23 protein-coding genes are annotated in these 25,078 nt (G+C 63.6%); 14 read left to right on the forward strand and 9 right to left on the reverse strand.

Features of this window, described 5'->3' with window-relative positions:
* Positions 1-15 precede the first annotated feature (15 nt).
* The 5 genes from etfA to C4K27_RS28615 form a co-directional block, all read right to left on the reverse strand.
* Complete coding sequence (gene etfA / locus C4K27_RS28595; RefSeq protein ID WP_053262926.1) at positions 16-1,236, reverse strand: electron transfer flavoprotein subunit alpha; 1,221 nt, start codon at positions 1,234-1,236, stop codon at positions 16-18.
* Complete coding sequence (dgcB, locus tag C4K27_RS28600) at positions 1,236-3,185, reverse strand: dimethylglycine demethylation protein DgcB (protein ID WP_053262927.1); 1,950 nt, start codon at positions 3,183-3,185, stop codon at positions 1,236-1,238. Before dgcB ends, etfA begins: the two co-directional genes overlap by 1 nt.
* A gap of 140 nt (positions 3,186-3,325) precedes the next feature.
* Positions 3,326-5,386 carry a dimethylglycine demethylation protein DgcA gene (dgcA, locus tag C4K27_RS28605; RefSeq protein WP_053262928.1) on the reverse strand — a complete coding sequence of 687 codons (2,061 nt, stop codon included), beginning with the start codon at positions 5,384-5,386 and terminating at the stop codon, positions 3,326-3,328.
* Between the two features lie 15 nt (positions 5,387-5,401).
* Positions 5,402-5,932, reverse strand: a complete 531-nt coding sequence (locus tag C4K27_RS28610) for a DUF5943 domain-containing protein (RefSeq protein WP_007926354.1) — start codon at positions 5,930-5,932, stop codon at positions 5,402-5,404.
* A gap of 162 nt (positions 5,933-6,094) precedes the next feature.
* Positions 6,095-7,072 (reverse strand): dipeptidase, encoded by a 978-nt coding sequence (locus tag C4K27_RS28615; RefSeq protein ID WP_007926352.1) that lies wholly within the window; start codon positions 7,070-7,072, stop codon positions 6,095-6,097.
* A 227-nt stretch (positions 7,073-7,299) separates the two neighbouring features.
* Here C4K27_RS28615 and C4K27_RS28625 point away from each other — a divergent pair, with 227 nt between their 5' ends.
* The 4 genes from C4K27_RS28625 (at position 7,300) to C4K27_RS28640 (ending at position 8,885) form a co-directional block, all read left to right on the forward strand.
* Positions 7,300-7,701: a lysozyme inhibitor LprI family protein gene (locus C4K27_RS28625; protein WP_009045953.1), complete on the forward strand. Its 402-nt coding sequence runs from the start codon at positions 7,300-7,302 to the stop codon at positions 7,699-7,701.
* A 172-nt stretch (positions 7,702-7,873) separates the two neighbouring features.
* On the forward strand, positions 7,874-8,128 hold the full coding sequence (locus C4K27_RS28630) for a type II toxin-antitoxin system RelE family toxin (RefSeq protein ID WP_053262929.1): 255 nt from the start codon (positions 7,874-7,876) through the stop codon (positions 8,126-8,128).
* Positions 8,067-8,435 carry a helix-turn-helix domain-containing protein gene (locus C4K27_RS28635; RefSeq protein ID WP_053262930.1) on the forward strand — a complete coding sequence of 123 codons (369 nt, stop codon included), beginning with the start codon at positions 8,067-8,069 and terminating at the stop codon, positions 8,433-8,435. The genes C4K27_RS28630 and C4K27_RS28635 overlap by 62 nt, the downstream gene beginning before the upstream one ends.
* 33 nt (positions 8,436-8,468) lie before the next feature.
* Positions 8,469-8,885 (forward strand): DUF3010 family protein, encoded by a 417-nt coding sequence (locus C4K27_RS28640; protein WP_007926348.1) that lies wholly within the window; start codon positions 8,469-8,471, stop codon positions 8,883-8,885.
* A 101-nt stretch (positions 8,886-8,986) separates the two neighbouring features.
* Here C4K27_RS28640 and C4K27_RS28645 read toward each other — a convergent pair whose 3' ends face one another.
* Complete coding sequence (locus tag C4K27_RS28645; protein WP_007926347.1) at positions 8,987-9,934, reverse strand: GlxA family transcriptional regulator; 948 nt, start codon at positions 9,932-9,934, stop codon at positions 8,987-8,989.
* A gap of 193 nt (positions 9,935-10,127) precedes the next feature.
* On the opposite strand from C4K27_RS28645, the gene choX reads away from it, so the two are divergent.
* The 7 genes from choX (at position 10,128) to aac(6') (ending at position 16,162) form a co-directional block, all read left to right on the forward strand.
* A complete protein-coding gene (gene choX / locus C4K27_RS28650) occupies positions 10,128-11,072 on the forward strand; it encodes a choline ABC transporter substrate-binding protein (RefSeq protein ID WP_053262931.1) in 945 nt (314 codons plus the stop codon).
* A gap of 73 nt (positions 11,073-11,145) precedes the next feature.
* On the forward strand, positions 11,146-12,033 hold the full coding sequence (locus C4K27_RS28655; protein WP_053262932.1) for a 3-dehydrocarnitine:acetyl-CoA trimethylamine transferase CdhC: 888 nt from the start codon (positions 11,146-11,148) through the stop codon (positions 12,031-12,033).
* 199 nt (positions 12,034-12,232) lie between these two features.
* Entirely contained in the window at positions 12,233-13,198 is a 966-nt protein-coding gene (locus C4K27_RS28660; protein ID WP_053262933.1) for an L-carnitine dehydrogenase, read from the forward strand.
* Positions 13,199-13,345: 147 nt separating this feature from the next.
* Positions 13,346-13,822, forward strand: coding sequence for a thioesterase family protein (locus C4K27_RS28665; protein ID WP_053262934.1), 477 nt, complete (start codon positions 13,346-13,348; stop codon positions 13,820-13,822).
* A 23-nt stretch (positions 13,823-13,845) separates the two neighbouring features.
* Complete coding sequence (locus C4K27_RS28670) at positions 13,846-15,009, forward strand: gamma-butyrobetaine dioxygenase (protein ID WP_053262935.1); 1,164 nt, start codon at positions 13,846-13,848, stop codon at positions 15,007-15,009.
* Positions 15,010-15,392: 383 nt separating this feature from the next.
* A complete protein-coding gene (locus C4K27_RS28675) occupies positions 15,393-15,653 on the forward strand; it encodes a hypothetical protein (RefSeq protein ID WP_007925996.1) in 261 nt (86 codons plus the stop codon).
* A 62-nt stretch (positions 15,654-15,715) separates the two neighbouring features.
* Positions 15,716-16,162, forward strand: coding sequence for an aminoglycoside 6'-N-acetyltransferase (gene aac(6') / locus C4K27_RS28680; RefSeq protein WP_053262936.1), 447 nt, complete (start codon positions 15,716-15,718; stop codon positions 16,160-16,162).
* On the opposite strand, the gene gbdR is transcribed toward aac(6'), so the two are convergent.
* Both gbdR and C4K27_RS28690 read right to left on the reverse strand, forming a co-directional pair.
* Positions 16,163-17,257, reverse strand: a complete 1,095-nt coding sequence (gene gbdR, locus C4K27_RS28685; protein WP_009045963.1) for a choline metabolism transcriptional regulator GbdR — start codon at positions 17,255-17,257, stop codon at positions 16,163-16,165.
* Between the two features lie 466 nt (positions 17,258-17,723).
* The gene (locus C4K27_RS28690; protein ID WP_053262937.1) at positions 17,724-19,100 is read right to left on the reverse strand and encodes an L-serine ammonia-lyase; all 1,377 of its coding nucleotides are present in this window, start codon (positions 19,098-19,100) and stop codon (positions 17,724-17,726) included.
* Between the two features lie 426 nt (positions 19,101-19,526).
* Between C4K27_RS28690 and C4K27_RS28695 the strand changes: the two genes are divergently transcribed.
* The 3 genes from C4K27_RS28695 to choV all read left to right on the forward strand — a co-directional run bounded on the left by C4K27_RS28695 (position 19,527) and on the right by choV (position 22,561).
* Positions 19,527-20,474 (forward strand): choline ABC transporter substrate-binding protein, encoded by a 948-nt coding sequence (locus tag C4K27_RS28695; RefSeq protein ID WP_053262938.1) that lies wholly within the window; start codon positions 19,527-19,529, stop codon positions 20,472-20,474.
* Between the two features lie 66 nt (positions 20,475-20,540).
* On the forward strand, positions 20,541-21,386 hold the full coding sequence (gene choW, locus C4K27_RS28700) for a choline ABC transporter permease subunit (RefSeq protein WP_007925985.1): 846 nt from the start codon (positions 20,541-20,543) through the stop codon (positions 21,384-21,386).
* On the forward strand, positions 21,383-22,561 hold the full coding sequence (choV, locus tag C4K27_RS28705) for a choline ABC transporter ATP-binding protein (protein WP_007925983.1): 1,179 nt from the start codon (positions 21,383-21,385) through the stop codon (positions 22,559-22,561). Before choW ends, choV begins: the two co-directional genes overlap by 4 nt.
* 199 nt (positions 22,562-22,760) lie before the next feature.
* Here choV and betT read toward each other — a convergent pair whose 3' ends face one another.
* The gene (gene betT, locus C4K27_RS28710; protein WP_007925980.1) at positions 22,761-24,758 is read right to left on the reverse strand and encodes a choline BCCT transporter BetT; all 1,998 of its coding nucleotides are present in this window, start codon (positions 24,756-24,758) and stop codon (positions 22,761-22,763) included.
* Between the last annotated feature and the right edge of the window lie 320 nt (positions 24,759-25,078).

The raw sequence follows: 25,078 nt of genomic DNA on the forward strand, positions 1-25,078 counted from the left end.
AGCTCTGTCCTTCCCTTAAGCCGCATCGCGCTTGGCGCCGTTGCGGTAGGCCTCTACCGCCGCGATCAAGGCTTGAAGCAGCTCGGCGCTTTCGCCAATCACCGACAGGTCGGCGCGTTTGATCATGTCGCAGCCCGGATCGAGGTTGATCGCCACCACCTTGTCGCAGGCACCGATGCCCTGCAGGTGCTGGATCGCCCCGGAAATCCCCACCGCCACGTACACCCGGGCGGTAACCCAGGTGCCCGAGGCGCCGACCTGACGGTCGCGGGCCATGAAGCCATCGTCCACCGCCACCCGCGACGCGCCTTCGGTGGCGCCCAGGGCCGCGGCGGTTTTGTGGAACAGCTCCCAGTCCTTGACCCCGTTGCCGCCGGAGAAAATGAATTCGGCCTCGGCCATGGGAATCGCCGCCGGGTCCACCGCCACCGCGCCCAGGTCCTCGATTCGCGCCAGGCTGCGCGCCACCGTTGTGGATAACTCCACCGGCAGGGCTTCGTGGCGGGTTTCACTGACCGGCTCCGCGCATTCGGCAGCGGCCAGGATCAAGCGCGCCAACGGTCGCGCCAGGTCCTGCAAGCCGGCACCGGCGCGGCCGATGCATTGCGCGTCCTTGACCTGCCAAACCCGCGTGGCCGGGCGTTCGCCCAGGGCCGCGGCAAAACGCCGGCCCAGTTCGCCGCCACCGGTGCGGCTGTCGGGCAGCAACCAGTGGCGTGGGCTGAACTGGTTATCCACAGCCCGCAGGCCCTGGACTCGCTGTTCCGGTGCATAACCGCTGAATTCGTTGCCTTCGAGCACCAGCAGACGGTCGACGCCGGCCGTGGCGAAGGCGTTTTCCTTGTGCTCGCCAAACACCACCGCCAGCACCGCGCCGTCCTTGCCGGCCAGCTGGTGGGCCAGGCCCAGCAGGTCGCGGTCGTGGCTGCTCAGGCGGCCGCCGACCATGTCCGGCACCACGCTGATGTAGAACGCCGGCTGCGCCACCTGATGCAGCGGCAGCTGGACTTCGACCGCGGCGCTGCGCTTGACCGCCCCGCCCTGCTGGGCGCCGCTGCGGTCGATGCGCTTGATACCGTTGGGGCCGATGAAACCGATCCCGTGGGGGTTCTTGCGGATGATGCCGTTGGGCCCCATCCAGCTGTGCTGCGCCGGCTGCATGGCCGCGTGCAGCGGGTGCAGGCGGTTACGGGCGATCCATTCGGCCCGCGGATCGCGGCGGATAATGTCGCTCATCAGTGGGCCTCCGCAGGTTCACGTTTGGCCGGGGTCACCGGCTTGCCAGGCGCGGCGTCTTCGAGCAAGGCGTCGGCCACCAGTTCGGCGATGTCCTTGATCAACGGTCGCGGCTCGACCACGCCTTCGAGCATCGCGGTGCATTGTGGACAACCCACGGCCACCAGCTCGGCGCCGGTTTCGCGGATGTCGTCCATGCGCATGTCGGGGATCCGCTGCTTGCCCGGGATGTCGGTGATCGGCGCGCCGCCGCCACCGCCGCAGCAGCGCGAGCGGAAACCGGAGCGTTGCATTTCCTTGACCTCGATCCCCAGCGCCCGCAGCACTTCGCGCGGTGCTTCGTACTCGCCGTTGTAGCGGCCCAGGTAGCACGGGTCGTGATAGGTCACGCTGTTGCCTTTGTGCTGGCCCAGATTCAGGGCGCCGCCGGCGATCAGCTCGGCCATGTAGGTGCTGTGGTGCTGCACCACGTACTCGCCGCCGAGGGCGCCGTATTCGTTTTTCAGCACATGGAAACTGTGGGGATCGCAGGTGACGATGCGCTTGAAGCTGTACTTGGCCAGGGTCTGGATATTGCGCTTGGCCAGCAGCTGGAAGGTCGCCTCGTCGCCCAGGCGCCGGGCCACGTCGCCGCTGTCACGTTCTTCCAGGCCCAGCACCGCGAAGTCGACCTTGGCCGCTTTCAGCACTTTGACGAACGCGCGCAGGGTGCGCTGGTTGCGCATGTCGAAGGCACCGTCGCCCACCCAGAACAGCACGTCGGTGGTTTTCTTCTCACCCAGCAGCGCCAGGTTGAGGTCCGCCGCCCAGTTCATCCGCCCGCCCGGGGCAAAACCGCCCGGGTTGTCGGTGGCGATCAGGTTTTCCAGGACTTCGGCGCCCTTGTTCGGGGTAGCGCCCTTTTCCAGGGTCAGATGACGGCGCATGTCGACGATGGCATCGACGTGCTCGATCATCATCGGGCATTCCTCGACGCAGGCGCGGCAGGTGGTGCAGGACCACAGGGTCTCGGCGTCCACCAGGCCGTTGACGATTGGCTGGTGCGGATTGCCGCTGTGTTCGCCAATGGCTTTGCCGGGATATGGGCTGCCAGCGAACTTGGCATCGGTACCGCCAGCCAGGCCGACGACCATGTCCTGGATCAGCTTTTTCGGGTTCAGCGGCTGGCCGGCGGCAAAGGCCGGGCACGCGGCTTCGCATTTACCGCACTGCACGCAGGCGTCGAAGCCCAGCAGTTGGTTCCAGGTGAAGTCCTTGGGTTTTTCCACCCCCAGCGGGGCGTTCGGATCTTCCAGGTCCAGCGGCTTGAGGCCGGTGGAGCGGCCACCACCAAAGCGTTCGGCGCGGCGGTGCCAGGCCAGGTGCAGGGCACCGGCGAAGGCGTGCTTCATCGGGCCGCCCCAGGTCATGCCGAAGAACAGCTCGGACACGCCCCACAACACACCGATGCCGAGGATCGTGGCCAATACCCAGCCACCGAAGTTTTCCGGGAGGATCCCGGCCACCGGCAGGGTCACCAGGAAGAACGACGCCGAGAACGCCAGCAGGCTTTTCGGCAGGCGCATCCACGGGCCTTTCGACAGGCGCGCCGGCGGGTTGCGACGGCGCAGGTAGACGAAGATCGCGCCGACGAACATCACCGCCGACATCAGCAGCAAGGCGTAGCCGAGGATGCGGTTATGCAGGCCGAAACCATGCACCAGGATCGCCAGCACGATGGACGCCACCGCGCCGCCGGCCGTGGCCACGTGGGTGTTGGCGATGTATTTGTCCCGCGCCACCACATGGTGCAGGTCGACCATGTAGCGCTTGGGCATGGCCAGCAGGCCGCCGATCAGGTCGACCTTGGACGCACGGCCCCGGCGCCACATGGCCACCCGCCGCAACGCGCCCAGGACAGCCAGGCCGATGGCTGCGAACAGCAGGATGGGAAGAAGGGTGTTCAACATGGTGGAGCTCCCAAAGACCAGCTCGGTCGTTGTAGCCGTTGCCGCAGGCTGCGATGAAGTCCGCAGGACTTCCCTGCGAACTCAAGAGCACGACTGCTTCGCAGTCGATCGCAGCCTTCGGCAGCGGCTACAGGTATGGCTTAGAAATCCTTGCAGATCCGCAGGGCGTCATAGATGGCCGCGTGGGTGTTGCGCTGCGCCACGCAGTCACCGATGCGGAACAGCAGATAACCGTCGCCCGCCTGGCTCAACGAAGGCTGCGGCTTGATCGCGAACAGCGCTTCGACATCGACCTGGCCCTTGTTGCGCGAGCCTTCCTTGAGCGCGTAGTAGATCGCTTCGTCGGGCCGCACGCCGTTCTCCACCACCACCTGGTCGACCACCCGCTCCTCCTTGGCGCCGGTGTATTCGTTCTCCAGCACCGCCACCAGCTTGTCGCCTTCGCGGTAGACCTTTTCCAGCATCATGTCGCCGGTCATGATCACTTCCTTGGGGTACATGCTGCGGTAGTAGGTCGGGAACGACGTACCGCCGATGGCCACGCCCGGCTTGATGTCGTCGGTGACGATCTCGACCTGGCTGCCCTTGTCGGCGAGGAAGTCGGCCACCGACATGCCGGTGAACTCGCAGATGGTGTCGTAGACCAGCACGTTCTTGCCCGGCGCAACCTTGCCGTCGAGCACGTCCCAGCTGCTGACCACCAGCCCTTCGGCGGCGCCCCAGTGTTCGTTCTGCTCAAGGAACGGATGCCCGCCGACGGCCAGCACCACGATGTCCGGACGCAGGTCGAGGATGGTCTCGGCATCGGCCGCGGTGCCCAGGCGCAGGTCGACCTTCAGGCGTGCCAGCTCCAGCTGATACCAGCGGGTGATACCGGCGATCTGGTCGCGCTGCGGCGCTTTCGACGCAGTGGTGATCTGCCCGCCGATGGCCTCTTTCTTCTCGAACAGGGTCACGTCGTGGCCACGTTCGGCCGCCACCCGCGCCGATTCCATGCCGGCCGGGCCGGCACCGACCACCACCACCTTGCGTTTCGGCCCGGTGGACTTCTCGATGATGTGCGGCACGCCCATGTATTCACGGGAGGTCGCGGCGTTCTGGATGCACAGCACATCCAGGCCCTGGTACTGGCGGTCGATGCAATAGTTGGCACCCACGCACTGCTTGATCTGGTCGACCTGGCCCATCTTGATCTTGGCGATCAGGTGCGGGTCGGCGATGTGCGCACGGGTCATGCCGACCATGTCGACATAGCCGCCTTCCAGGATACGGGTGGCCTGGTTCGGGTCCTTGATGTTCTGCGCATGCAGTACCGGAACCTTGATCACTTCCTTGATCCCGGCAGCCAGGTGCAGGAACGGCTCCGGTGGATAACTCATGTTCGGAATCACGTTGGCCAGGGTGTTGTGGGTGTCGCAACCCGAACCCACGACGCCGATGAAATCGAGCATGCCGGTGTCGTCGTAATACTTGGCAATCTGCTTCATGTCCTCGTGGGACAGGCCGTCCGGGTGGAACTCGTCACCACAGATACGCATGCCCACGCAGAAATCGTCGCCGACTTCGGCGCGCACCGCCTTGAGCACTTCCAGGCCGAACTTCATCCGGCCTTCGAAGCTGCCGCCCCATTCGTCGGTCCGCTTGTTGACCCGCGGGCTCCAGAACTGGTCGATCATGTGCTGGTGCACGGCGGACAGCTCGACGCCGTCCAGGCCACCGGCCTTTGCGCGACGGGCAGCTTGCGCGTAGTTGCCGATTACCCGCCAGATCTCCTCCGGCTCGATGGTCTTGCAGGTGGCGCGATGCACCGGTTCGCGGATGCCCGACGGCGACATCAGGGTCGGCCAGTTGAAACCGTCCCAGCGCGAGCGGCGGCCCATGTGGGTAATCTGGATCATGATCTTGGCGCCATGCTTGTGCATGGCGTCGGCCAGGTTCTGGAAGTGCGGAATGATGCGGTCGGTGGACAGGTTCACCGAGCTCCACCATTCCTGCGGGCTGTCGATGGCCACCACGGACGAACCGCCACAGATCGCCAGGCCGATACCGCCCTTGGCTTTCTCTTCGTAATACTTCACGTAGCGGTCGGTGGTCATGCCGCCATCGGTGGCGTAGACCTCGGCGTGCGCGGTGCTGAGCACCCGGTTGCGGATGGTCAGTTTGCCGATCTGGATCGGCTGGAACATCGCTTCGAAAGCCATTTTTCTTAACTCCGCTTACAACGGCTTGACGGTGAACAGGCCATCGTCGTGGCCTTCTTCGGAACCGCCGTAGACCTGTTCGGCGACGGTGCGGATCTTGCTGCCGCGGGCCGCCAGGATCTGGTCCATGGCGCCGGCGAACCAGCCGGTGAACATGTAGTCGACCTTGCGCCCGACCTTGCCGTACACATAGACGAAGGCCGAGTGTTCGAGCTTGACGCTGGCGGTGCCCTTGTCGAGGTCGATGTCCTGGATCTTGAACAGACCCCAGCCGCGCTGCGACAGGCGCTTCATGTAGTGCTCGAACACCGCGACGCCTTCCAGGCCGTGGCATTCGGCTTCTTTTTCACACCAGTGCCAGGCGGATTTGTAGCCAGCCTTGTAGAGGATCTCGGCGTAGGCGTCGGCGCCCAGTACTTCCTCGATGCCCATGTGGTTGTTGACGAAGAAGTGACGCGGCACGTACAGCATCGGCAGGGCGTCGGAGGTCCAGACACCGGTTTCGCTGTCGACTTCGATGGGCAGTTGCGGGGCGATCTTGGCCATGTTTCAAAACTCCGGAATTCTTTTGGATTGGTGCATCCGTAGCCGCTGCGAAGGCTGCGATAAGACTCGAAGAGCCTTCCGAGGGCCGCAGGAGCGCGTCTCCTTCGGAGCCGATCGCAGTCTTCGGCAGCGGCTACAGGTGTGTGCTGTGGAGGGTTGGCGTTATTCGCCCCAGACGTCCTTGAGGACGTTCACCCAGTTCTCGCCCATGATCTTGCGTACCACACGCTCGGAGTGACCGCGCTTGAGCAGGGTCTCGGTGAGGTTGGGGAACTCGCCCACGGTGCGGATGCCCAGCGGGTTGATGATCTTGCCGAAGTTGGTCAGGCGACGGGCGTAGCCCTTGTCGTGGGTCAGGTATTCGAAGAAGTCCTGGCCATGGCCCTGGGTGAAGTCGGTGCCGATGCCGATGGCGTCTTCGCCGACGATGTTCATGGTGTATTCGATGGCCTCGGCGTAGTCGTCGATGGTCGAGTCGATGCCCTTGGCCAGGAACGGCGCGAACATGGTCACGCCGACGAAACCGCCGTGGTCGGCGATGAACTTCAGCTCTTCATCGGACTTGTTGCGCGGGTGTTCCTTGAGGCCCGACGGCAGGCAGTGGGAGTAGCAGACCGGCTTTTTCGATTCGAGGATGACTTCCTCGGAGGTCTTGGAGCCGACGTGGGACAGGTCGCACATGACGCCGACGCGGTTCATCTCGGCGACGATCTCGCGACCGAAGCCCGACAGGCCGCCATCGCGCTCGTAGCAGCCGGTACCCACCAGGTTCTGGGTGTTGTAGCACATCTGCACGATCCCCACGCCCAGCTGCTTGAACACCTCGACGTAGCCGATCTGGTCCTCGTAGGCGTGGGCATTCTGGAAGCCGAACAGGATGCCGGTCTTGCCCAGTTCCTTGGCCTTGCGGATGTCGGCGGTGGTGCGCACCGGCATCACCAGGTCGCTGTTCTCGCGGATCAGCTTCTGGCTGGAGGCGATATTGTTGACCGTGGCCTGGAAGCCCTCCCACACCGACACGGTGCAGTTGGCCGCGGTCAGGCCGCCCTTGCGCATGTCTTCGAACAGCTCACGGTTCCACTTGGCAATGATCAGCCCGTCGATAACGATGCTGTCGGCGTGCAATTCGGCTGGGCTCATCAGGCAGTCCCCTTATTGGCAATTCATGCGCCGAATCGTCTGCCGGCGCTTTGGGGTCAGCATATGCCTCGGTGCCCGGGCAGCCGGGTGCAAAAACGACAGGGGAATTGCCGAAAGCGTCAATCCGCGACAAAGGGTCTGCCGGGCGTCCCTTGCCCCATCTGTTCTTTGTCATGCGCATGGGCCAGAATCCGCCGCATCACTGGATTAGAGGGGGCTGCGACGCAATGAAATCGATCTTCCTGGCTTTGGCACTGCTGGCGACGGGCGCACAGGCGGCTGAAGAAGCCGACAACTCCCCGTGCGACAGCGTCGAACAGGATCAACAGACTCTGGAATGCGCCACCTTCAACAAAACCACCGCCGAGCAACTGCTGAGCGACAACCTGCAGGGCCTGCTCGAACGCCTGGGCACGCAATACGGCAGCGACAAGGCGCAGCTGGCCGACATCACCGCCAAGGTGCAGAACGCCCAGCAGCTGTGGCAGAAACAGCGCGACGCCGACTGCGCCGTCGACACCTTCCCCGCCAAACCCGGCAGCAAGGCCTACGCCATTGCCCAGGCCGATTGCCTGGCGCGCATGAGCGATGAACGGTCGGAATTTCTTGAGTCGATCGGGCAGGAGTAACGAGTCGGCCGCAAGTTTTTCTACAACAGGAATACCGCAATCGCGGGCAAGGACTGGGCGTCCCCCCTGCTCCTACAGAAACATGAGCAATACCCGGACAAGGTTCTCGCCTTGGCCCGCGAGCGAATATAAGCAAAGATTGATTAATCTTATAAAAGACTTATATTCGTTCATGAACAGCATCCTGTGGACCCGTAAGGCCGTCAAACAACTGCTGCGATTGCACAGCGCCCATCAGGTACAGATCCGTGACGCGGTGACCTTGCTCGGCGACATGCCCGACACCGGCAACGTCAAGGCGCTCAGCGGCCACGCCTATGCCTACCGCCTGCGAGTAGGCAGCTATCGAATCCTGTTCGACTGGGATGGCGCTATCAGAGTGGTCAGTATTCAAGAGGTCAAGAAACGTGACGAACGCACCTACTGACATCCAGATCATCAACGGCACGGACGGCAAGCCGGCGTTCGTGGTGATCCCTTATGCGGACTATGTGGCGCAACGCCAAGAGCGGGACCTGATCCCCCATGACGTGGTCAGCCGCATCGTTGACGGCGCCACGCCGATCCGCGCCTGGCGCGAGCACCTGCACCTGACCCAGGACGAGGTCGCCAGGCGCCTGGGCATTTCCCAGCCGGCCTTCGCCCAGCAGGAAAGCGTCGCCAAGCCCCGCCGCGCCACCCGCGAGAAGATCGCCGCGGCCTTCGGCATTCGCGCCGACCAGCTGGAACTGTAAGCTGCACGCCATTCATCGAGAAAAGGTTTTCCCATGAGCATCTGCGGCATCGAAATCAAAGGCAGCGAAGCCATCTTCGCCCTGGCCACCCTGCAAGACGGCACGGCGCAACACCTGGCCAACACCTGTAAGAAAATCGCCCTGGACGACGATGACGAAGCCGCCAACGTCAAAGCCTTCGCGGCCCAGGTGGCAGCCTTCGTCCGCGACAACGGCATCAGCCGCATCGCCATCAAGAAGCGCAGCAAAAAAGGCGAATTCGCCGGCGGCCCGACCACCTTCAAGATCGAAGGCGTGTTCCAGCTGCTGGACAACTGCGAGGTGACCCTGCTGTCGCCGCAGACCATCAATGCGCAGAACAAAAAGCACAACTTCGACCTGCCGGCGACGCTGAACAAGTATCAGCATGAGGCGTACAAGACCGCCTGTGCGGCGTTGCTGAAAAAGTAATCCTGTCTCTGTAGGAGCAGTCCTTGCTCGCGATGCAGGCAACGCGCTGGGTCAGGCAGACCGCCATCGCGGGCAAGCCTCGCTCCTACAGAATCAGCAGCTTAGGCCTTCAGGCTTTGGCGCCGGTCTTCCCGCGGGCACTGGGCAAAGCGCGCGCGATAGCTGCGGGTGAAATACGAGGGTGATTCGAAGCCGCAGGCGATACTGACTTCCAGCACGCTCATGTCGGTCTGGCGCAGCAGTTGCCGGGCCTTTTCCAGGCGCAGCCCCAGGTAGAAGTTGCTCGGGGTGTCGTTCAGGTGCAGGCGGAACAGGCGTTCGAGCTGGCGTCGGGTGACCTTGATCGACTCGGCCAGTTGCAGGGTGCTCAGGGGCGGCTCGCTGTGCTGTTCCATCTCGCCGATCACCTGCACCAGCTTCTTGTTGCGGATGCCGTAGCGGGTGGCGACCTCCATGCGCTGGTGGTCCTTGCGCGGGCGGATGCGCCCGAGCACGAACTGTTCGCTGACCTGGATCGCCAGCTCCGGGCCGTGGGCCTGGCCGATCAGGTCGAGCATCATGTCGATGGACGCGGTGCCGCCGGCCGAGGTGATGCGCCGCCGGTCGATCTCGAACAGCTCCTGGGTCACGCTGAGCTGGGGGTAGGACTCCTTGAACGCCTCGATCGCTTCCCAGTGCAGGGTCACGCGGTGGCCTTCGAGCAGCCCGGCCTGCGCCAGGACCACGCTGCCGGTGTCGATGCCACCCAGGGTCACGCCTTCCACATCCAGGCGGCGCAACCAGTGCACCAGCGCCGGGGTGACGAACTTCAATGGTTCGAAGCCGGCCACCACCAGCAGGGTCGCGCCCTTCTTCAATGGCTCCAGCGCCGCGTCGGCGTTGACCGACATGCCGTTGCTCGCCAATACCGCGCCGCCATCGGCGCTCAGAACATGCCAGCGATACAGCTCGCCGCGAAAGCGATTGGCCACGCGCAGCGGTTCGATGGCCGAGATGAACCCGATGGCCGAGAAGCCCGGCATCAGCAAGAAATAGAAATCCTGGGACATGGAACGCACTCGGATGACGGGCAGCGTGGCCACTGTGATACGCCGTTTCCACGCCGGGTTCAAGACGAAGGTCGCTGCAGTGCAAGAGCCGGTCGCCGCTGTGCGTTTTCAGCGCCCGCCGGCTGCGTAACGTGGCATCACCGGCGCACATAGACGCCGGAACCGACAATAACGACCTGCCGAGGAAACCTTCATGAAACGACTGATCAGCAGTTGCGTCCTTGCACTCAGCGGTACCGTCTTTCTCAGCTCCGGCGCCATGGCCGCCGACGCCGCCAGCTGCCAGAACGTGCGCCTCGGCGTGGTCAACTGGACCGACGTGATCGCCACCAGCGCCATGGCCCAGGTGCTGCTCGACGGCCTCGGCTACAAGACCAAGCAGACCAGCGCCTCGCAGCAGATCATTTTCGCCGGCATCCGCGACCAGCGCCTGGACCTGTTCCTCGGCTACTGGAACCCGCTGATGACCCAGACCATCACCCCCTTCGTCGACGCCAAGCAGGTCAAGGTGCTGGCCGAGCCCAGCCTCAAGGACGCCCGCGCCACCCTCGCCGTGCCCACCTACCTGGCGGACAAGGGCCTGAAAACCTTCGCCGACATCGCCACATTCGAGAAGGAACTGGGCGGCAAGATCTACGGCATCGAGCCCGGCTCGGGCGCCAATACCCAGATCAAGGCGATGATCACCAAGAACCAGTTCGGCCTGGGCAAATTCCAGCTGGTCGAATCCAGCGAGGCCGGCATGCTGGCGGCGGTGGATCGCGCGGTGCGACGCAAGGAAGCCGTGGTGTTCTTCGGCTGGGCGCCGCACCCGATGAACGTCAATGTGCAGATGACCTACCTCACTGGCAGCGACGACGCCCTGGGCCCGAATGAAGGCATGGCCACGGTGTGGACCGTCACCGCGCCGACCTACGCCGAGCAGTGCCCGAATGTCAGCCGGCTGCTGAGCAACCTGACCTTCAGCGCCGAGGACGAGAGCCGCATGATGCAACCGCTGCTCGACCACAAGGACGCCCTGGAATCGGCCAGGCAATGGCTGGCCGAGCATCCGCAGGACAAGGCGCGCTGGCTCCAAGGGGTCACCACCTTCGACGGCAAGCCGGCCGCCGACAACCTGAAACTGACCAGCCAATAACCACCCCGAACTCCCTCTGCGCAGCGCCAAACGCCTGCGCAGCGACCCACCACGCCTGTAAGGAACCCGCACCATGAACCACGACGTCATCATCACCTGCGCACTCACCGGTGCTGGCGACACGACCGCCAAGAGCCCCCACGTGCCGGTCACCCCGAAACAGATTGCCGCCGCCGCGGTGGAAGCGGCCAAGGCCGGCGCCACCGTGGTCCACTGCCACGTGCGCAACCCGGACACCGGCAAGTTCAGCCGCGATGTCGCGCTGTACCGCGAAGTGATGGAGCGTATCCGCGAGGCGGACGTCGACATCATCGTCAACCTCACCGCCGGGATGGGCGGCGACCTGGAGATCGGCGGCGGCGAAAACCCGATGGAGTTCGGCCCCAATACCGACCTGGTCGGCCCGTTGACCCGCCTGGCCCACGTCGAGGAACTGCTGCCGGAAATCTGCACCCTGGACTGCGGCACCCTGAACTTCGGCGACGGCGACACCATTTACGTGTCCACCCCGGCGCAACTGCGCGCCGGCGCCAAGCGCATCCAAGAGCTGGGGGTGAAGGCCGAGCTGGAAATCTTCGACACCGGCCACCTGTGGTTCGCCAAACAGATGATCAAGGAAGGCCTGCTGGACGACCCGCTGTTCCAGCTGTGCCTGGGCATTCCCTGGGGTGCGCCGGCCGACACCACCACCATGAAGGCCATGGTCGACAACCTGCCGGCCGGCGCGGTCTGGGCCGGCTTCGGTATCGGCCGCATGCAGATGCCGATGGCCGCGCAGGCGGTGCTGCTGGGCGGCAACGTGCGGGTCGGCCTGGAGGACAACCTGTGGCTGGACAAGGGCGTACTGGCGACCAACGGCCAGTTGGTGGAGCGCGCCGGCGAGATCCTCAGCCGCCTCGGCGCCCGCGTCCTGACCCCGGCCGAGGGCCGGGCCAAGATGGGCCTGCGCAAGCGCGGCTGACCCCGAAGGCGGTTGCCTGTAGCCGCTGCCGAGCAACGCGAGGCTGCGCACGGTTGCAACACAGCCGCCACAAGGGCCACCACGAATGACCTGATTTACCGCGCCGTCTGGCCTTACGACTGCTGCGCAGCCGCACGCAGCCTCGCGTTGCCCGGCAGCGGCTACAGATACGTCCACTTTTGACTTTCAGGAAATGACCATGAGCTTTATCACCGAAATCAAAACCTTCGCCGCCCTGGGCAGCGGTGTCATCGGCAGCGGCTGGGTAGCGCGCGCCCTCGCCCACGGCCTGGACGTGGTGGCCTGGGACCCGGCGCCCGGCGCCGAGGTGGCCCTGCGCAAGCGCGTGGCCAATGCCTGGGGCGCCCTGGAGAAACAGGGCCTGGCACCGGGCGCGTCCCAGGATCGCCTGCGCTTTGTCGCGACCATCGAGGAGTGCGTGAAAGACGCCGACTTCATCCAGGAAAGCGCCCCGGAACGCCTGGAGCTGAAGCTCGAGCTGCACGCCAGGATCAGCGCCGCGGCCAAGCCCAATGCGCTGATCGGCTCCAGCACTTCCGGCCTGCTGCCGAGCGAGTTCTACGAGAGCTCCACCCACCCGGAACGCTGCGTGGTCGGCCACCCGTTCAACCCGGTGTACCTGCTACCGCTGGTGGAAGTGGTCGGCGGCAAGAACACCGCGCCAGAAGCCGTGCAGGCCGCGATCAAGGTCTATGAATCCCTCGGCATGCGCCCGCTGCATGTGCGCAAGGAAGTCCCGGGCTTTATCGCCGACCGTCTTTTGGAGGCGCTGTGGCGCGAGGCCTTGCACCTGGTCAACGACGGCGTCGCCACTACCGGCGAAATCGACGACGCGATCCGCTTCGGCGCCGGCCTGCGCTGGTCGTTCATGGGCACTTTCCTGACCTACACCCTGGCCGGGGGCGATGCCGGCATGCGCCACTTCATGGCCCAGTTCGGCCCGGCCCTGCAGCTGCCGTGGACCTACCTGCCGGCCCCGGAACTGACCGACAAGCTGATCGACGACGTGGTCGAAGGCACCGCCGAGCAGCTCGGCACCCACAGCATTTCGGCGCTGGAGCGCTATCGTGATGACTGCCTGCTCGCCGTGCTCGAAGCGGTTAAAACCACCAAGGCCAAACACGGCATGAGCTTCAGCGAGTAACCCTGACGCCCCCTGTAGCCGCTGCCGCAGGCTGCGATAAGGCTCGAAGAGCCTTCCAGGGGCCGCAAGAGCGCGTCTCCTGCGGAGCCGATCGCAGCCTTCGGCAGCGGCTACAGGTTCAGCCCGCCATTTTCGTGAGCCCATGACATGCCCGCACTCACCACCTACACCACCCGCATCAGCCCCGACTGGGTCGATTACAACGGCCACCTGCGGGACGCTTTCTACCTGCTGATTTTCAGCTACGCCACCGACGCCCTGATGGACCAACTGGGCATGGACAGCAACCACCGCGAAGCCAGCGGCAACTCGCTGTTCACCCTGGAGCTGCACCTCAATTACCTGCATGAAGTGAAGCTCGATACCGAGGTCGAAGTGCACACCCAAATCATCGGCCACGACCGTAAGCGCCTGCACCTGTACCACAGCCTGCACAAGGTCGGTGACAACCTGGAACTGGCCGGCAACGAGCAGATGCTGCTCCACGTCGACCTCGCCGGCCCGCGCTCGGCGCCGTTCAGCGAGCCGGTGCTGAACAGGCTGCGAGCCATCGCCGCCGAGCAGGCCGACCTGCCCGCCCCCGCCTGGATCGGTCGGGTGATTGCCCTGCATCCGGAAAAATAACCGCCCATAAACAGGAGCGCACCGTGAATACCTCCACCGCTTTTGCCGACTTCCGCAGTTACCCGTTGATCAGCGCGTTGACCGCCGTACAAGCCCAGGCGGACCGTGTTCAGGTGCAGTGGGCCGACGGTCGCTCGAGCCCCTTTCATCATCAGTGGCTGCGCGACAACTGCCCCTGCGCGCACTGCGTCTACAGCGTGACCCGCGAGCAGGTTCTGGAGATCGTCGACGTCGCCGAAGACCTGGCCCCGGCCGCCAGCCGGATCGACGCCCAGGGCTGCCTGAGCATCGACTGGCAGGACGGCCACCTCAGCCGCTTCGATCCGGGTTGGCTGCGGGCCCACGCCTACGACGATGAAAGCCGCGCCGAGCGCCGCGCGCGTCGCCCGCACAGCCAACTGTGGGACAGCCGGCTGCAACTGCCGGTGTTCGAGTACCAGGCGCTGATGGAGGACCCGCAGGCGCTGTTGCAATGGTTGCTGGCAGTGCGCGACATCGGCCTGACGCAGGTCCGTGGGATGCCCACCGAACCGGGGTCGCTGGCCCAGGTCGCCAAGCGCATCGCCTTTATCCGCGAGAGCAATTTTGGCGTGCTGTTCAACGTGCAATCCAAGGCCGACGCCGACAGCAACGCCTACACCGCCTTCAACCTGCCGTTGCACACCGACTTGCCCACCCGCGAGTTGCAACCGGGCCTGCAGTTCCTGCACTGCCTGGTGAACGACGCCGAAGGCGGCGAAAGCATTTTTGTCGACGGTTTTGCCATCGCCGACGCCTTGCGCCGCGAAGACCCCGAGGCGTTTCGCGCGTTGTGCGAGATCCCCGTGGAGTTTCGCAACAAGGACCGCCACAGCGACTACCGCTGCCTGGCGCCGGTGATCGCCCTGGATGCGCTGGGCGAGGTCACGGAGATCCGCATGGCCAACTTCCTGCGCGGGCCATTCGAGGCCTCGGTGGACGACATGCCCCGGCTCTACCGCGCTTATCGACGCTTTATCGCCATGACCCGCGAGCCGCGCTTTCGCCTGATCCAGCGCCTCAACCCGGGCGAGCTGTGGTGCTTCGATAACCGCCGCACCCTGCACGCGCGCAACGCCTTCGACCCCGCCACCGGCGCGCGGCATTTCCAGGGTTGCTACATCGACCGCGACGAGTTGCTGTCGCGGATCCTGGTGTTGCAGCGCTAGACCGCGTCGCGTCAATCGCGAGCAAGCTCGCTCCTACAGGTTCGCGTCGTAGCACGATGCTGGGTACGACATCGCCTCTGTAGGAGCGAGCTTGCTCGCGAAAAAATCTCCCAGGCAGCACCTTTTTCCCAGACAAAAAAAGACCCCGATCAAGCCGTGACAGGATCGGGGCAGAGGAGGTTTTCTGAGGAGCCGACACGAGGGTGACCAAACCTTCGATGACCGAGCTGGAATCCAGTGTGCCCAGTCGCCTTCAAGCCAAGTTAGCCGAAAACGACCTGTTCATAGGCATCCCGGCCATTGCGACAATTCGCCCTTGCCGACTGTCCGGGTGGCTACCAGAATCGGCTCACGACCACGCTCCCTGAACAAGGATAAGAGTCATGATGCACGCGGATCTGATTGACCAGGACGACCTGCTCGGCCAGCTGAGGGCCCTGGGTTTTGAAATGCCGGCCGGCGCCACGGCCGACCAGGCCTGCGAGTGTGCGGTGCGCGGCTTGAGCGATGCCCGGGCCAAGGCCCTCAAGGGCATGGTCGAGCAGATGCTCACCGGCAATGCCACCATCTTGCCGGCCGTGCGCCAGGCCATCGACAAACAACTGTTGCCGGCCCTGGCCCAATTCCAGAACAGCCGCGCCTGAGCCTTCGCCGGGAGCGGATCGCGGAGTAGAGTGCGGTGCCTGCACACCAAGGAGCCGCCCCCATGATTCGAATCGAACCCTGCCAGCCAGCCCATCAAGCGGGCTGGCTGCCGTTGCGCCAGGCGCTGTGGCCCGACTGTCCGGCCGAGGAACACCGGGACGAAATCGCCAGTTTGCTGGACGACCCGCGGCGCTATATCAACCTGCTCGCTTATACCGCCGATGGGCAGCCAGTAGGGTTGGCCGAGGCTTCGTTGCGCCACGACTACGTGAACGGCACCGAGCATTCGCCGGTGGTGTTTCTGGAGGGTTTGTATGTCAGCGCCGAACAGCGGCGCCAGGGCATTGCCGAACGACTGATCGATGCCGTCGCCCAATGGGGGCGGGATCAGGGCTGCGTGGAAATGGCTTCGGATACCGGCCTGGAAAACCTGGTGAGCCAGACCGTGCACAAGGCGCTCGGTTTCGAGGAAACCGAGCGCGTCGTGTACTTCAGGAAAAGCCTGTGATTACAGCCTGACGCTGGCGAAGGTCGATTCGTTGCGCGCCTGGCTCAGCGAGGACATCGGGCCAGCCAGCACCAGCGCCTGCGGAATCGGCATCATCGCCACCTGCTGGGCGGTGTTGGAGCCCACGCGTTCGTCACGCGGAGGAATGCCGAAGTACTCGCGGTAGCACTTGGAGAAGTGCGGCGTGGAGACAAAACCGCAGACCGAAGCCACTTCGATGATCGACATCGGCGTCTGCTTGAGCAGTTGCCGGGCGCGGATCAGCCGCAGCTTCAGGTAGTAGCGCGATGGCGAGCAGTGCAGGTATTTCTGGAACAGCCGCTCCAGCTGGCGACGGGATACCGAAACGTAGACCGCCAGCTCGTCAAGGTCGATCGGCTCTTCCAGGTTGGCTTCCATCAGCGCAACGATTTCCTGCAGTTTCGGCTGGTTGGTGCCGAGCATGTGCTTGAGCGGCACGCGCTGGTGATCCTGCTCGTTGCGGATACGTTCGTAGACGAACATTTCCGAGATCGCCGCCGACAGTTCACGGCCGTGATCGCGGCTGATCAGGTGCAGCATCATGTCCAGCGGCGCGGTGCCGCCGGAACTGGTGAAGCGGTTGCGGTCGAGGGTGAACAGACGGGTGCTCATGGCCACCCGCGGGAAGGCTTCCTGCATCGAGGCCAGGCATTCCCAGTGCACGCTGCAATCGAAGCCGTCGAGCAGGCCGGCGCAGGCCAGGGCCCAACTGCCGGTGCAGACCGCGCCGAGACGGCGGGACTGGCGCGCCTGGCTTTGCAGCCACGACACATGTTCGCGGGTCACGGTGCGCTGGATGCCGATGCCGCCGCAGACGATCACGGTGTCCAGGGCCGGGGCTTTGTGCATGGAGGCGTCGGGGGTGATCTGCAGGCCATCACTGGCCCAGACCTGGCCGCCGTCGACGCTGAGGGTGGTCCAGCGATACAGCTCGCGGCCGGACAACTGGTTGGCCATGCGCAGCGGTTCGACCGCGGACGCCAGGGAAATCAGCGTGAAATTGTCCAGCAGCAAAAAGCCGATGGATTGAGGCGCACGGTTCTGGGGTTGAGCCCCGGAGTTGAACGTCGTCATCGCGGTATCTCCTCACACAAAGCAGGTGATGGCCTCAGGCGGAGGCTCTTGTTATTGCCATCATTCTCACGCGGGAGACGGGCTTTGTGAGGACAGAGCAATTGCCATGCCTAAAATTGAATGGCCATTCAATAACTCCTGAAAACGACGTCGCGATGCGTCTATATAAGCCGTGCGCAATGTGCGGGTTATCAGTGTCGAATCGGCCTGGAAGGGCCCTGGCCCGGTGGCTGTGAGCAAATCGGTAGCACTTGTGGGAACGGCGAGAAACGTCCCGGGAAAAGAGTGTCACCGCAAGCACAGGTGGGCGCTCAGCCGAGGTCAGCGAAAAACCTGACCGATGGGCCTTGGGACTTACCTGTTTGCGACGCTCCAAAAGGTGGCGAGGGCGTCGCGGGGTGTTCAATTTATGAGCAGTGGGCTGGAAACAGGCGGTGGACTGCGCAGCAGTCCCGCTGTTAAAGCATCAACACTCCACAGCGCTGACCGCCAAGCCGCCGCGGGATGTCTCCTTGTATTTGTCGTGCATGTCGGCGCCGGTATCGCGCATGGTGCGGATCACCCGGTCCAGGGAAATGAAGTGCTGGCCGTCGCCGCGCAGGGCCATTTGCGCGGCGTTGATGGCCTTCACAGCGGCAATCGCGTTGCGCTCGATGCACGGCACCTGCACCAGGCCGCCGACCGGGTCGCAGGTCAGGCCGAGGTTATGTTCCAGGCCGATTTCCGCGGCGTTGCACAACTGCTCCGGCGACGCCCCGAGAATCTCCGCCAGGCCGGCGGCGGCCATGGCGCAGGCGGAACCCACCTCGCCCTGGCAGCCGACTTCGGCGCCGGAGATCGAGGCGTTTTTCTTGCAGAGGATGCCCACCGCCGCCGCACCGAGGAAAAAGTCCACCACGTTGGCGTCGGTGACGTCCTCGCTGAAGCGCATGAAGTAATGCAGCACCGCCGGGATGATCCCCGCCGCGCCGTTGGTCGGCGCCGTCACCATGCGTCCGCCGGCGGCGTTTTCCTCGTTCACCGCCAGGGCGAACAGGTTGACCCACTCCATGGCGCTCAGGGTCGAGCCGATCACATTGGGTTTGTTCAATTCCTGCAGGCTGCGATGCAGCTTGGCCGCGCGGCGCCGCACATTGAGCCCGCCGGGCAGGATGCCTTCGTGTTTCAGGCCCTGCTCGACGCAATCCTGCATGGCCTGCCAGAGCTTCATCAGGCCGGCGCGGATCTCCTCCTCCGAACGCCAGACCTTCTCGTTGGCCATCATCAGTTCGGCCACCCGCAGGTTGTGCTTCTGGCACAGGCTCAGCAGCTCCACGGCGCTGGAGAAGTCATAGGGCAATTCGGTGCGATCCAGGTCCACCACGCCGCTGCTGGCCTGGGCCTGGTCGACGACAAAACCGCCGCCCACGGAATAATAGGTATCGCGGTGCAGCTCCCCGGAGTCGCCTTCGACCACCAGGGTCATGGCGTTGGGATGGAACGGCAGGTTCTCGTCGATCAGCAGCATGTCGCGCGCCCAGACGAAGGGAATCGGCAGGCGGTTGTCGAGCAGCAGGGTATTGGTTTCGCGCAGGGTCTCGATGCGACAGCCGATCTGCGACGGATCGATCGCATCCGGCCATTCGCCCATCAGCCCCATGATCACCGCGTTGTCGCTGCCATGGCCGATGCCGGTGGCCGACAGCGAACCGTAGAGCCGTACCTCGATGCGGCGCACCTGGCCCAGCAGGTCTTTCTCACGCAGGGCCTGGACGAACAGCGCCGCGGCGCGCATGGGTCCGACGGTGTGGGAACTGGAGGGGCCGATGCCGATTTTGAACAGGTCGAAAACACTGATAGCCATGACTGCGAAACTCCTCGATGAGCACACGCCGGGCGCCAAAACGCCCGGTGGCGAAGCTGCTACGCTCAAGCAGTAATCCGCCGAGATACGCGCATCATCAGGCTTTTGCAGTGTCGTTCGACGTCTCACACCGACTCACTCATGCTCACCAACGCCGTGGCCCGCCGACCTCCGGTTCTGGCCGTTTTTTTGCGGTTCAGATGGGCAAAAAGTGCTGAAAAAAGCTGTAAGCGACCTCACCGACACTGGATGCGACCCTCCCTGTACTGGATACGACGCACCCTGTAGGCGTCAGATTTTCACTGGTACATGATCAGTCTCGACTCGATTGCAAGGCACTGTGGTAGAGCTGTCCCACTCGCCCCAACCGCAACACTTATAAGTGCGGTCAGACACACCGCCAGAAAACACCCAGGAGTCCACCCCATGAAAGGTTCCCCGTCGTTGTTGTTGGCCGCCATGCTGAGTCTGCCGCTTCTGGCGCACGCCGCAGAACCGGCGCAATGCAGCACCGTAAACTTCTCCGATGTCGGCTGGACCGACATCACCGTCACCACCGCGACCACCAGCGTCGTGCTCGATGCCCTTGGCTACAAGACCAAGACCACGATGATTTCCGTACCGGTGACCTACAAGTCCCTGGCCGACGGCAAGAACATGGACGTGTTCCTCGGCAACTGGATGCCGACCATGGAAAACGACATCAAGCCCTACCGCGATGCCGGCACCGTGGAAACCATCCGCGCCAACCTGGAGAACGCCAAGTACACCCTGGCGGTCCCGGAAGAGCTGTACAACAAGGGCCTGAAGGATTTCGCCGACATCGCCAAGTTCAAGAAAGAACTGGACGGCAAGATCTACGGCATCGAGCCGGGCAACGACGGCAACCGCATGATCCAGAGCATGATCGACAAGAACGCCTTCGGCCTCAAGGACGCCGGCTTCAAGGTGGTCGAGTCCAGCGAGGCGGGCATGCTGTCCCAGGTCGAGCGCGCGCAACGGCGCAGCACCGCGGTGGTGTTCCTGGGCTGGGAACCGCATCCGATGAACACCCGTTTCAAGATGAAGTACCTGACCGGCGGCGACGATTTCTTCGGCCCCAACTACGGCCAGGCGACCATCTACACCAACACCCGCAAGGGCTACGCCGAGGAATGCAGCAACGTCGGTCAGTTGCTGAAGAATCTGTCGTTCACCCTGAACATGGAAAGCACCCTGATGGGTAACGTCCTGGACGACAAGATGAAGCCCGAGGCGGCCGCCAAGGCCTGGCTGAAGAAAAACCCCGAGGTACTCGATACCTGGCTCGCTGGCGTGACCACCATTGACGGAAAACCTGGCCTGGAGGCCGTGAAAGCCAAGCTTGCACAGTAAGTCGCTTATGCCGGGCGGGGTCGCCCGCCCGGGCTGTTTATTCCTTGCATGCGGACGTTCAATACCATGCTCATTGATCAGAAAATCCCTTTAGGCCAGTACATCGCTGCCTTCGTCGAATGGTTGACGCAACACGGCGCCAACACATTCGATGCGATCGCATCGACCCTGGAAACGATGATCCACGGCGTGACGTTTGCGCTGACCTGGTTCAACCCACTGGCCTTGATCGGCCTGATTGCCTTGCTGGCGCACATCATTCAACGCAAATGGGGCCTGACCGCCTTCGTCGTGCTGTCCTTCCTGCTGATCCTCAATCTGGGTTACTGGCAGGAAACCATGGAAACCCTGGCCCAGGTGCTATTCGCCACCCTGGTCTGCGTGCTCATTGGCGTGCCGTTGGGCATCGTCGCCGCGCATAAGCCGATGTTCTACACCATGATGCGTCCGGTGCTCGATCTGATGCAGACCGTACCGACCTTCGTTTACCTCATTCCTACCCTGACCCTGTTCGGTCTGGGCGTGGTACCAGGCCTGATTTCCACGGTGGTGTTCGCCATTGCCGCGCCGATCCGCCTGACCTACCTGGGCATCCGCGATGTACCACAAGAGTTGATGGACGCCGGCAAGGCCTTTGGCTGCTCCCGCCGTCAACTGTTGTCGCGTATCGAGCTGCCCCATGCCATGCCGAGCATCGCCGCCGGCATCACCCAGTGCATCATGCTGTCGTTGTCGATGGTGGTGATCGCGGCCCTGGTGGGCGCCGACGGCCTGGGCAAACCCGTGGTCAACGCACTGAACACCGCCGATATCGCCCTGGGCTTCGAAGCAGGCCTGGCAATCGTACTGCTGGCGATCATGCTCGACCGTATCTGCAAACAACCCGAAGCCAAAGTAGGGGGTGACGCATGAGCATAATCCGCTTCGATAACGTCGACGTTATCTTCTCCAAGGATCCACGCGAGGCGCTCAAGCTGCTGGATCAGGGCATGACCCGCAACGAGATCCTGAAAAAGACCGGCCTGATCGTCGGTGTGGAAAAGGCCAGCCTGGACATCGAGAAAGGCGAAATCTGCGTGCTGATGGGCCTCTCCGGTTCCGGCAAGTCGAGCCTGCTGCGCTGCATCAACGGCCTCAACACCGTCAGCCGCGGCAAGCTGTTCGTCGAGCATGAGGGCAAGCAGATCGACATCGCTTCCTGTACCCCGGCGGAACTGAAGATGATGCGCACCAAGCGCATCGCCATGGTGTTCCAGAAGTTCGCCCTGATGCCCTGGCTAACCGTTCGCGAGAACATCAGCTTCGGCCTGGAAATGCAGGGCCGGCCGGAAAAGGAACGGCGCAAGCTGGTGGACGAGAAACTCGAGCTGGTGGGCCTGACCCAGTGGCGCAACAAGAAGCCCGACGAGCTGTCCGGCGGTATGCAGCAACGTGTCGGCCTGGCCCGCGCCCTGGCGATGGACGCCGACATCCTGCTGATGGACGAACCCTTCTCCGCCCTCGACCCGCTGATCCGCCAGGGCCTGCAGGACGAACTGCTGGAGCTGCAACGCAAGCTGAGCAAGACCATCGTGTTCGTCAGCCATGACCTCGACGAGGCCCTGAAACTGGGCAGCCGCATCGCCATCATGAAAGACGGGCGGATCATCCAGTACAGCAAGCCGGAAGAAATCGTGCTGAACCCGGCGGACGACTATGTGCGCACCTTCGTCGCCCATACCAACCCGCTCAACGTGCTCTGCGGCCGCAGCCTGATGCGCACCCTGGACAACTGCAAGCGCATCAACGGCTCGGTGTGCCTGGACCCGGGTGGCGACTCTTGGCTCGACCTGGCCGAGGGCAACACCATCAAGGGCGCACGCCAGAACGGCGCCAGCCTCGACCTGCAGAACTGGATCCCGGGCCAGGCGGTGGAAGGCCTGGGCCGCAAGCCGACCCTTGTCGACTCCAACATCGGCATGCGCGACGCGCTGCAGATCCGCTACCAGACCGGCAACAAGCTGGTGCTGCATGACAACAACAAGGTGGTGGGGATCCTCGGCGACAGCGAGCTCTACCACGCGCTGCTCGGCAAGAACCTGGGGTAATAGCGACACGCAAACAAAACGCCGCGACATCAATCGCGGCGTTTTTGTTTTATCGGGTAAGGCTTCAGCAGATCGCCCCCCTGTTGCAGGAGCCAGCTTGCTGGCGATGGGGACGTTGCTGATGTTGCAGTGAGCCAGATGGATCGCGATGAACGCGACGCGGTACCCGGTGAACCCGGACCCGCGTCTTTTTCAGACCTTAGCTGTAGACCCGGCCAAGGAGCTGCCGATGGCTTTCGAACTGATCGAGCACGTCACGGGTGATCTGCTCCTGCGTGAAGCCCATCAAGTCGTATTCCTGGCTGCCGTTGTGCAGGTAGACCTCGGCGCGGTAGTAGCGCGCACGCTCTTCGGGCGCATCGGCCGATTCGCTCGGCGCCGCCAGATAGCCGTCCAGGCTCACTTCATAGACAAAAGGGTTGCCCTCTTCCATCTCGATCCGCACGCCCATGCAACGCTTGGACTTGCCCAGCAGGGTTTGCACATCCAGGCCCTGGTTGCGCAGCTGGGTCGCGGCCTCTTCCAGTGCCGGCGTCACGTGCTTGTCCATGAAACGCTGGACCACCGCCTGGGTCGGCTGCAGGTCCAGCTGGGTCAAGCGCTCGCTGAAACCACGACGACCACGGGCCGCCAGTTCCGCCTGTTCCTGTTCGATCTGCGTGTCCTGGCGCATGGCCTTGTGCAGGCCGAACATGAAGCACACCAGCACCACCGAGAACGGCAGGCCGGCCAGCACCACCATGGTCTGCATGGCTTCGAAGTTACCGGCGAACAGCAGGCCGACGGTCACCAGGGTGATCACCACCGACCAGAAGATCCGCAGCCAGTGCGGGGCGTCTTCGTCGACGTTGCCGCCCTTGCAGGACAGGTTGGCCATCATCACCGCGCCGGAGTCGGCCGGGGTCAGGAACAGCACGAAGCCGACGAAAATCGACACGCCGATGACAATCTTCGACGCCGGGTAATGATCCAGCAGCTGGTAGATCGCCATGGACGGCTGTTCCAGCGCCGTCTTGCCCAGCTCCACCGCGCCATGGTTCATCACCAGGTCCAGGGCCGAGTTACCGAACACCGACAGCCAGGCCAGGGTGAAGCCCAGCGGAATCAGCAGCACGCCCGCCACCAGTTCGCGCACGGTACGGCCGCGGGAAATACGCGCGATGAACATACCGACGAATGGCGCCCAGGAAATCCACCAGGCCCAGTAGAACAGGGTCCACAGGCCCAGCCAGCGGTCGGACTTGGCACTGTCGCCTTCGTACACATAGAGGTCGAAGGTCTTGAGCACCACACCGTTGAGGTAATCGCCGACGTTTTGCACGAAACCGTTGAGCAGGTGCAGGGTCGGACCAAACAGCAGCACGAAGATCAGCAGGCCGCTGAACAGCACGATGTTCAGGTTGGACAGGCGGCGGATGCCGTTTTCCACACCGGATACCGCGGCGATAGTGGCCACGGTGCTCATGACGATGATCACGATCAGCAGGTTGGTGTTGCTGTGTTCCATGCCGAACAGGTTTTCCAGGCCGGAAGACACCTGCATCGAGCCGATGCCCAGGTTGGTCACCAGGCCCAGCAGGGTCACGAACATGCCGAAACCGTCCACCGCGTGGCCTGCCGCGCCCTTGACCCAGCGCTCGCCCACCAGCGGGTACAACGCCGAACGCAGCGCCAGCGGCTGGTTGTGGCGGTAGGCGAAGTAGGCCACGGCCAGGCCGACCAGGGCGTAGATCGCCCAGCCGTGCAGGCCCCAGTGCAGGAACGTCAGTTGCAGCGCCGAACGCGCGGCCTGGTTGCTGCCCGGTACGCCTTCAGGCGGGTTGAAGTAGTGGTCCAGCGGTTCGGAAGCGCCGAAGTACAGCAGCGAAATGCCGATACCGGACGAGAACAGCATGCCGGCCCAGGCGCCATAGCTGAAATCCGGAGTGTCTTGCTTGGTCCCCAGCTTGAGCTTGCCGTAGGAGGAAAACGCCAGGCCGACGACGAACACCAGGTAGGCGGCGATCACCACCATGTAGTACCAGCCGAAGCTGCGGGACAACCAGGCCTGGGCAATGCCGAGCAGTCTGCCGGCCTCTTGCGGGGCGATGATCAGAATGGCGGTCAGCAGCAGGATCAGCGCGGTGGAGGTGTAGAACACCCAACCGTTGACCCGCACCTTTTCCGGTGGGGTCTTTATAAGAGAGGCAGAACTCATGGCACAGATGCTCCAGGCAGTGCGAGAGAAGAACACAAGGCAACACGGCACCCGACCAATCGGTTAGTTGGCAGCCGACCGACGGGTGATATAAAGACACCCCGAAAAAAGCCGAACCCGCAGGGGTTGCGTTGAGAACCAGCGTCGAGGGCCTTGTGCAAACGTGCAGTTCGTCACCTGGCCTTAAGCGTCTTGCCCATTCAACACATCCGTCCTCGCTGGCTCACGCTATGCCCTGCTTGGGTTTCAGACTTTTTCGGAGGTCGCTTTTCCGCCATCTACGCGCAGGAAGGACCTGGAGGCAGCGACGATTTGTCGCA

The sequence above is a fragment of the Pseudomonas chlororaphis subsp. chlororaphis genome, from assembly GCF_003945765.1.
Classification (GTDB): domain Bacteria; phylum Pseudomonadota; class Gammaproteobacteria; order Pseudomonadales; family Pseudomonadaceae; genus Aquipseudomonas; species Aquipseudomonas chlororaphis.

Coding starts and splice junctions, on each gene's coding strand:
- dgcB (WP_053262927.1), bottom strand. CDS start 3,185: ATGTTGAACACCCTTCTTCCCATCCTGCTGTTCGCAGCCATCGGCCTG.
- C4K27_RS28610 (WP_007926354.1), bottom strand. CDS start 5,932: ATGGCCAAGATCGCCCCGCAACTGCCCATCGAAGTCGACAGCGAAACC.
- dgcA (WP_053262928.1), bottom strand. CDS start 5,386: ATGGCTTTCGAAGCGATGTTCCAGCCGATCCAGATCGGCAAACTGACC.
- C4K27_RS28655 (WP_053262932.1), top strand. CDS start 11,146: ATGAACCACGACGTCATCATCACCTGCGCACTCACCGGTGCTGGCGAC.
- C4K27_RS28615 (WP_007926352.1), bottom strand. CDS start 7,072: ATGAGCCCAGCCGAATTGCACGCCGACAGCATCGTTATCGACGGGCTG.
- C4K27_RS28630 (WP_053262929.1), top strand. CDS start 7,874: ATGAACAGCATCCTGTGGACCCGTAAGGCCGTCAAACAACTGCTGCGA.
- C4K27_RS28690 (WP_053262937.1), bottom strand. CDS start 19,100: ATGGCTATCAGTGTTTTCGACCTGTTCAAAATCGGCATCGGCCCCTCC.
- C4K27_RS28645 (WP_007926347.1), bottom strand. CDS start 9,934: ATGTCCCAGGATTTCTATTTCTTGCTGATGCCGGGCTTCTCGGCCATC.
- etfA (WP_053262926.1), bottom strand. CDS start 1,236: ATGAGCGACATTATCCGCCGCGATCCGCGGGCCGAATGGATCGCCCGT.
- gbdR (WP_009045963.1), bottom strand. CDS start 17,257: ATGACGACGTTCAACTCCGGGGCTCAACCCCAGAACCGTGCGCCTCAA.
- choW (WP_007925985.1), top strand. CDS start 20,541: ATGCTCATTGATCAGAAAATCCCTTTAGGCCAGTACATCGCTGCCTTC.
- C4K27_RS28640 (WP_007926348.1), top strand. CDS start 8,469: ATGAGCATCTGCGGCATCGAAATCAAAGGCAGCGAAGCCATCTTCGCC.
- C4K27_RS28625 (WP_009045953.1), top strand. CDS start 7,300: ATGAAATCGATCTTCCTGGCTTTGGCACTGCTGGCGACGGGCGCACAG.
- C4K27_RS28675 (WP_007925996.1), top strand. CDS start 15,393: ATGATGCACGCGGATCTGATTGACCAGGACGACCTGCTCGGCCAGCTG.
- choX (WP_053262931.1), top strand. CDS start 10,128: ATGAAACGACTGATCAGCAGTTGCGTCCTTGCACTCAGCGGTACCGTC.
- C4K27_RS28635 (WP_053262930.1), top strand. CDS start 8,067: ATGGCGCTATCAGAGTGGTCAGTATTCAAGAGGTCAAGAAACGTGACG.
- C4K27_RS28660 (WP_053262933.1), top strand. CDS start 12,233: ATGAGCTTTATCACCGAAATCAAAACCTTCGCCGCCCTGGGCAGCGGT.
- choV (WP_007925983.1), top strand. CDS start 21,383: ATGAGCATAATCCGCTTCGATAACGTCGACGTTATCTTCTCCAAGGAT.
- betT (WP_007925980.1), bottom strand. CDS start 24,758: ATGAGTTCTGCCTCTCTTATAAAGACCCCACCGGAAAAGGTGCGGGTC.
- C4K27_RS28665 (WP_053262934.1), top strand. CDS start 13,346: ATGCCCGCACTCACCACCTACACCACCCGCATCAGCCCCGACTGGGTC.
- C4K27_RS28695 (WP_053262938.1), top strand. CDS start 19,527: ATGAAAGGTTCCCCGTCGTTGTTGTTGGCCGCCATGCTGAGTCTGCCG.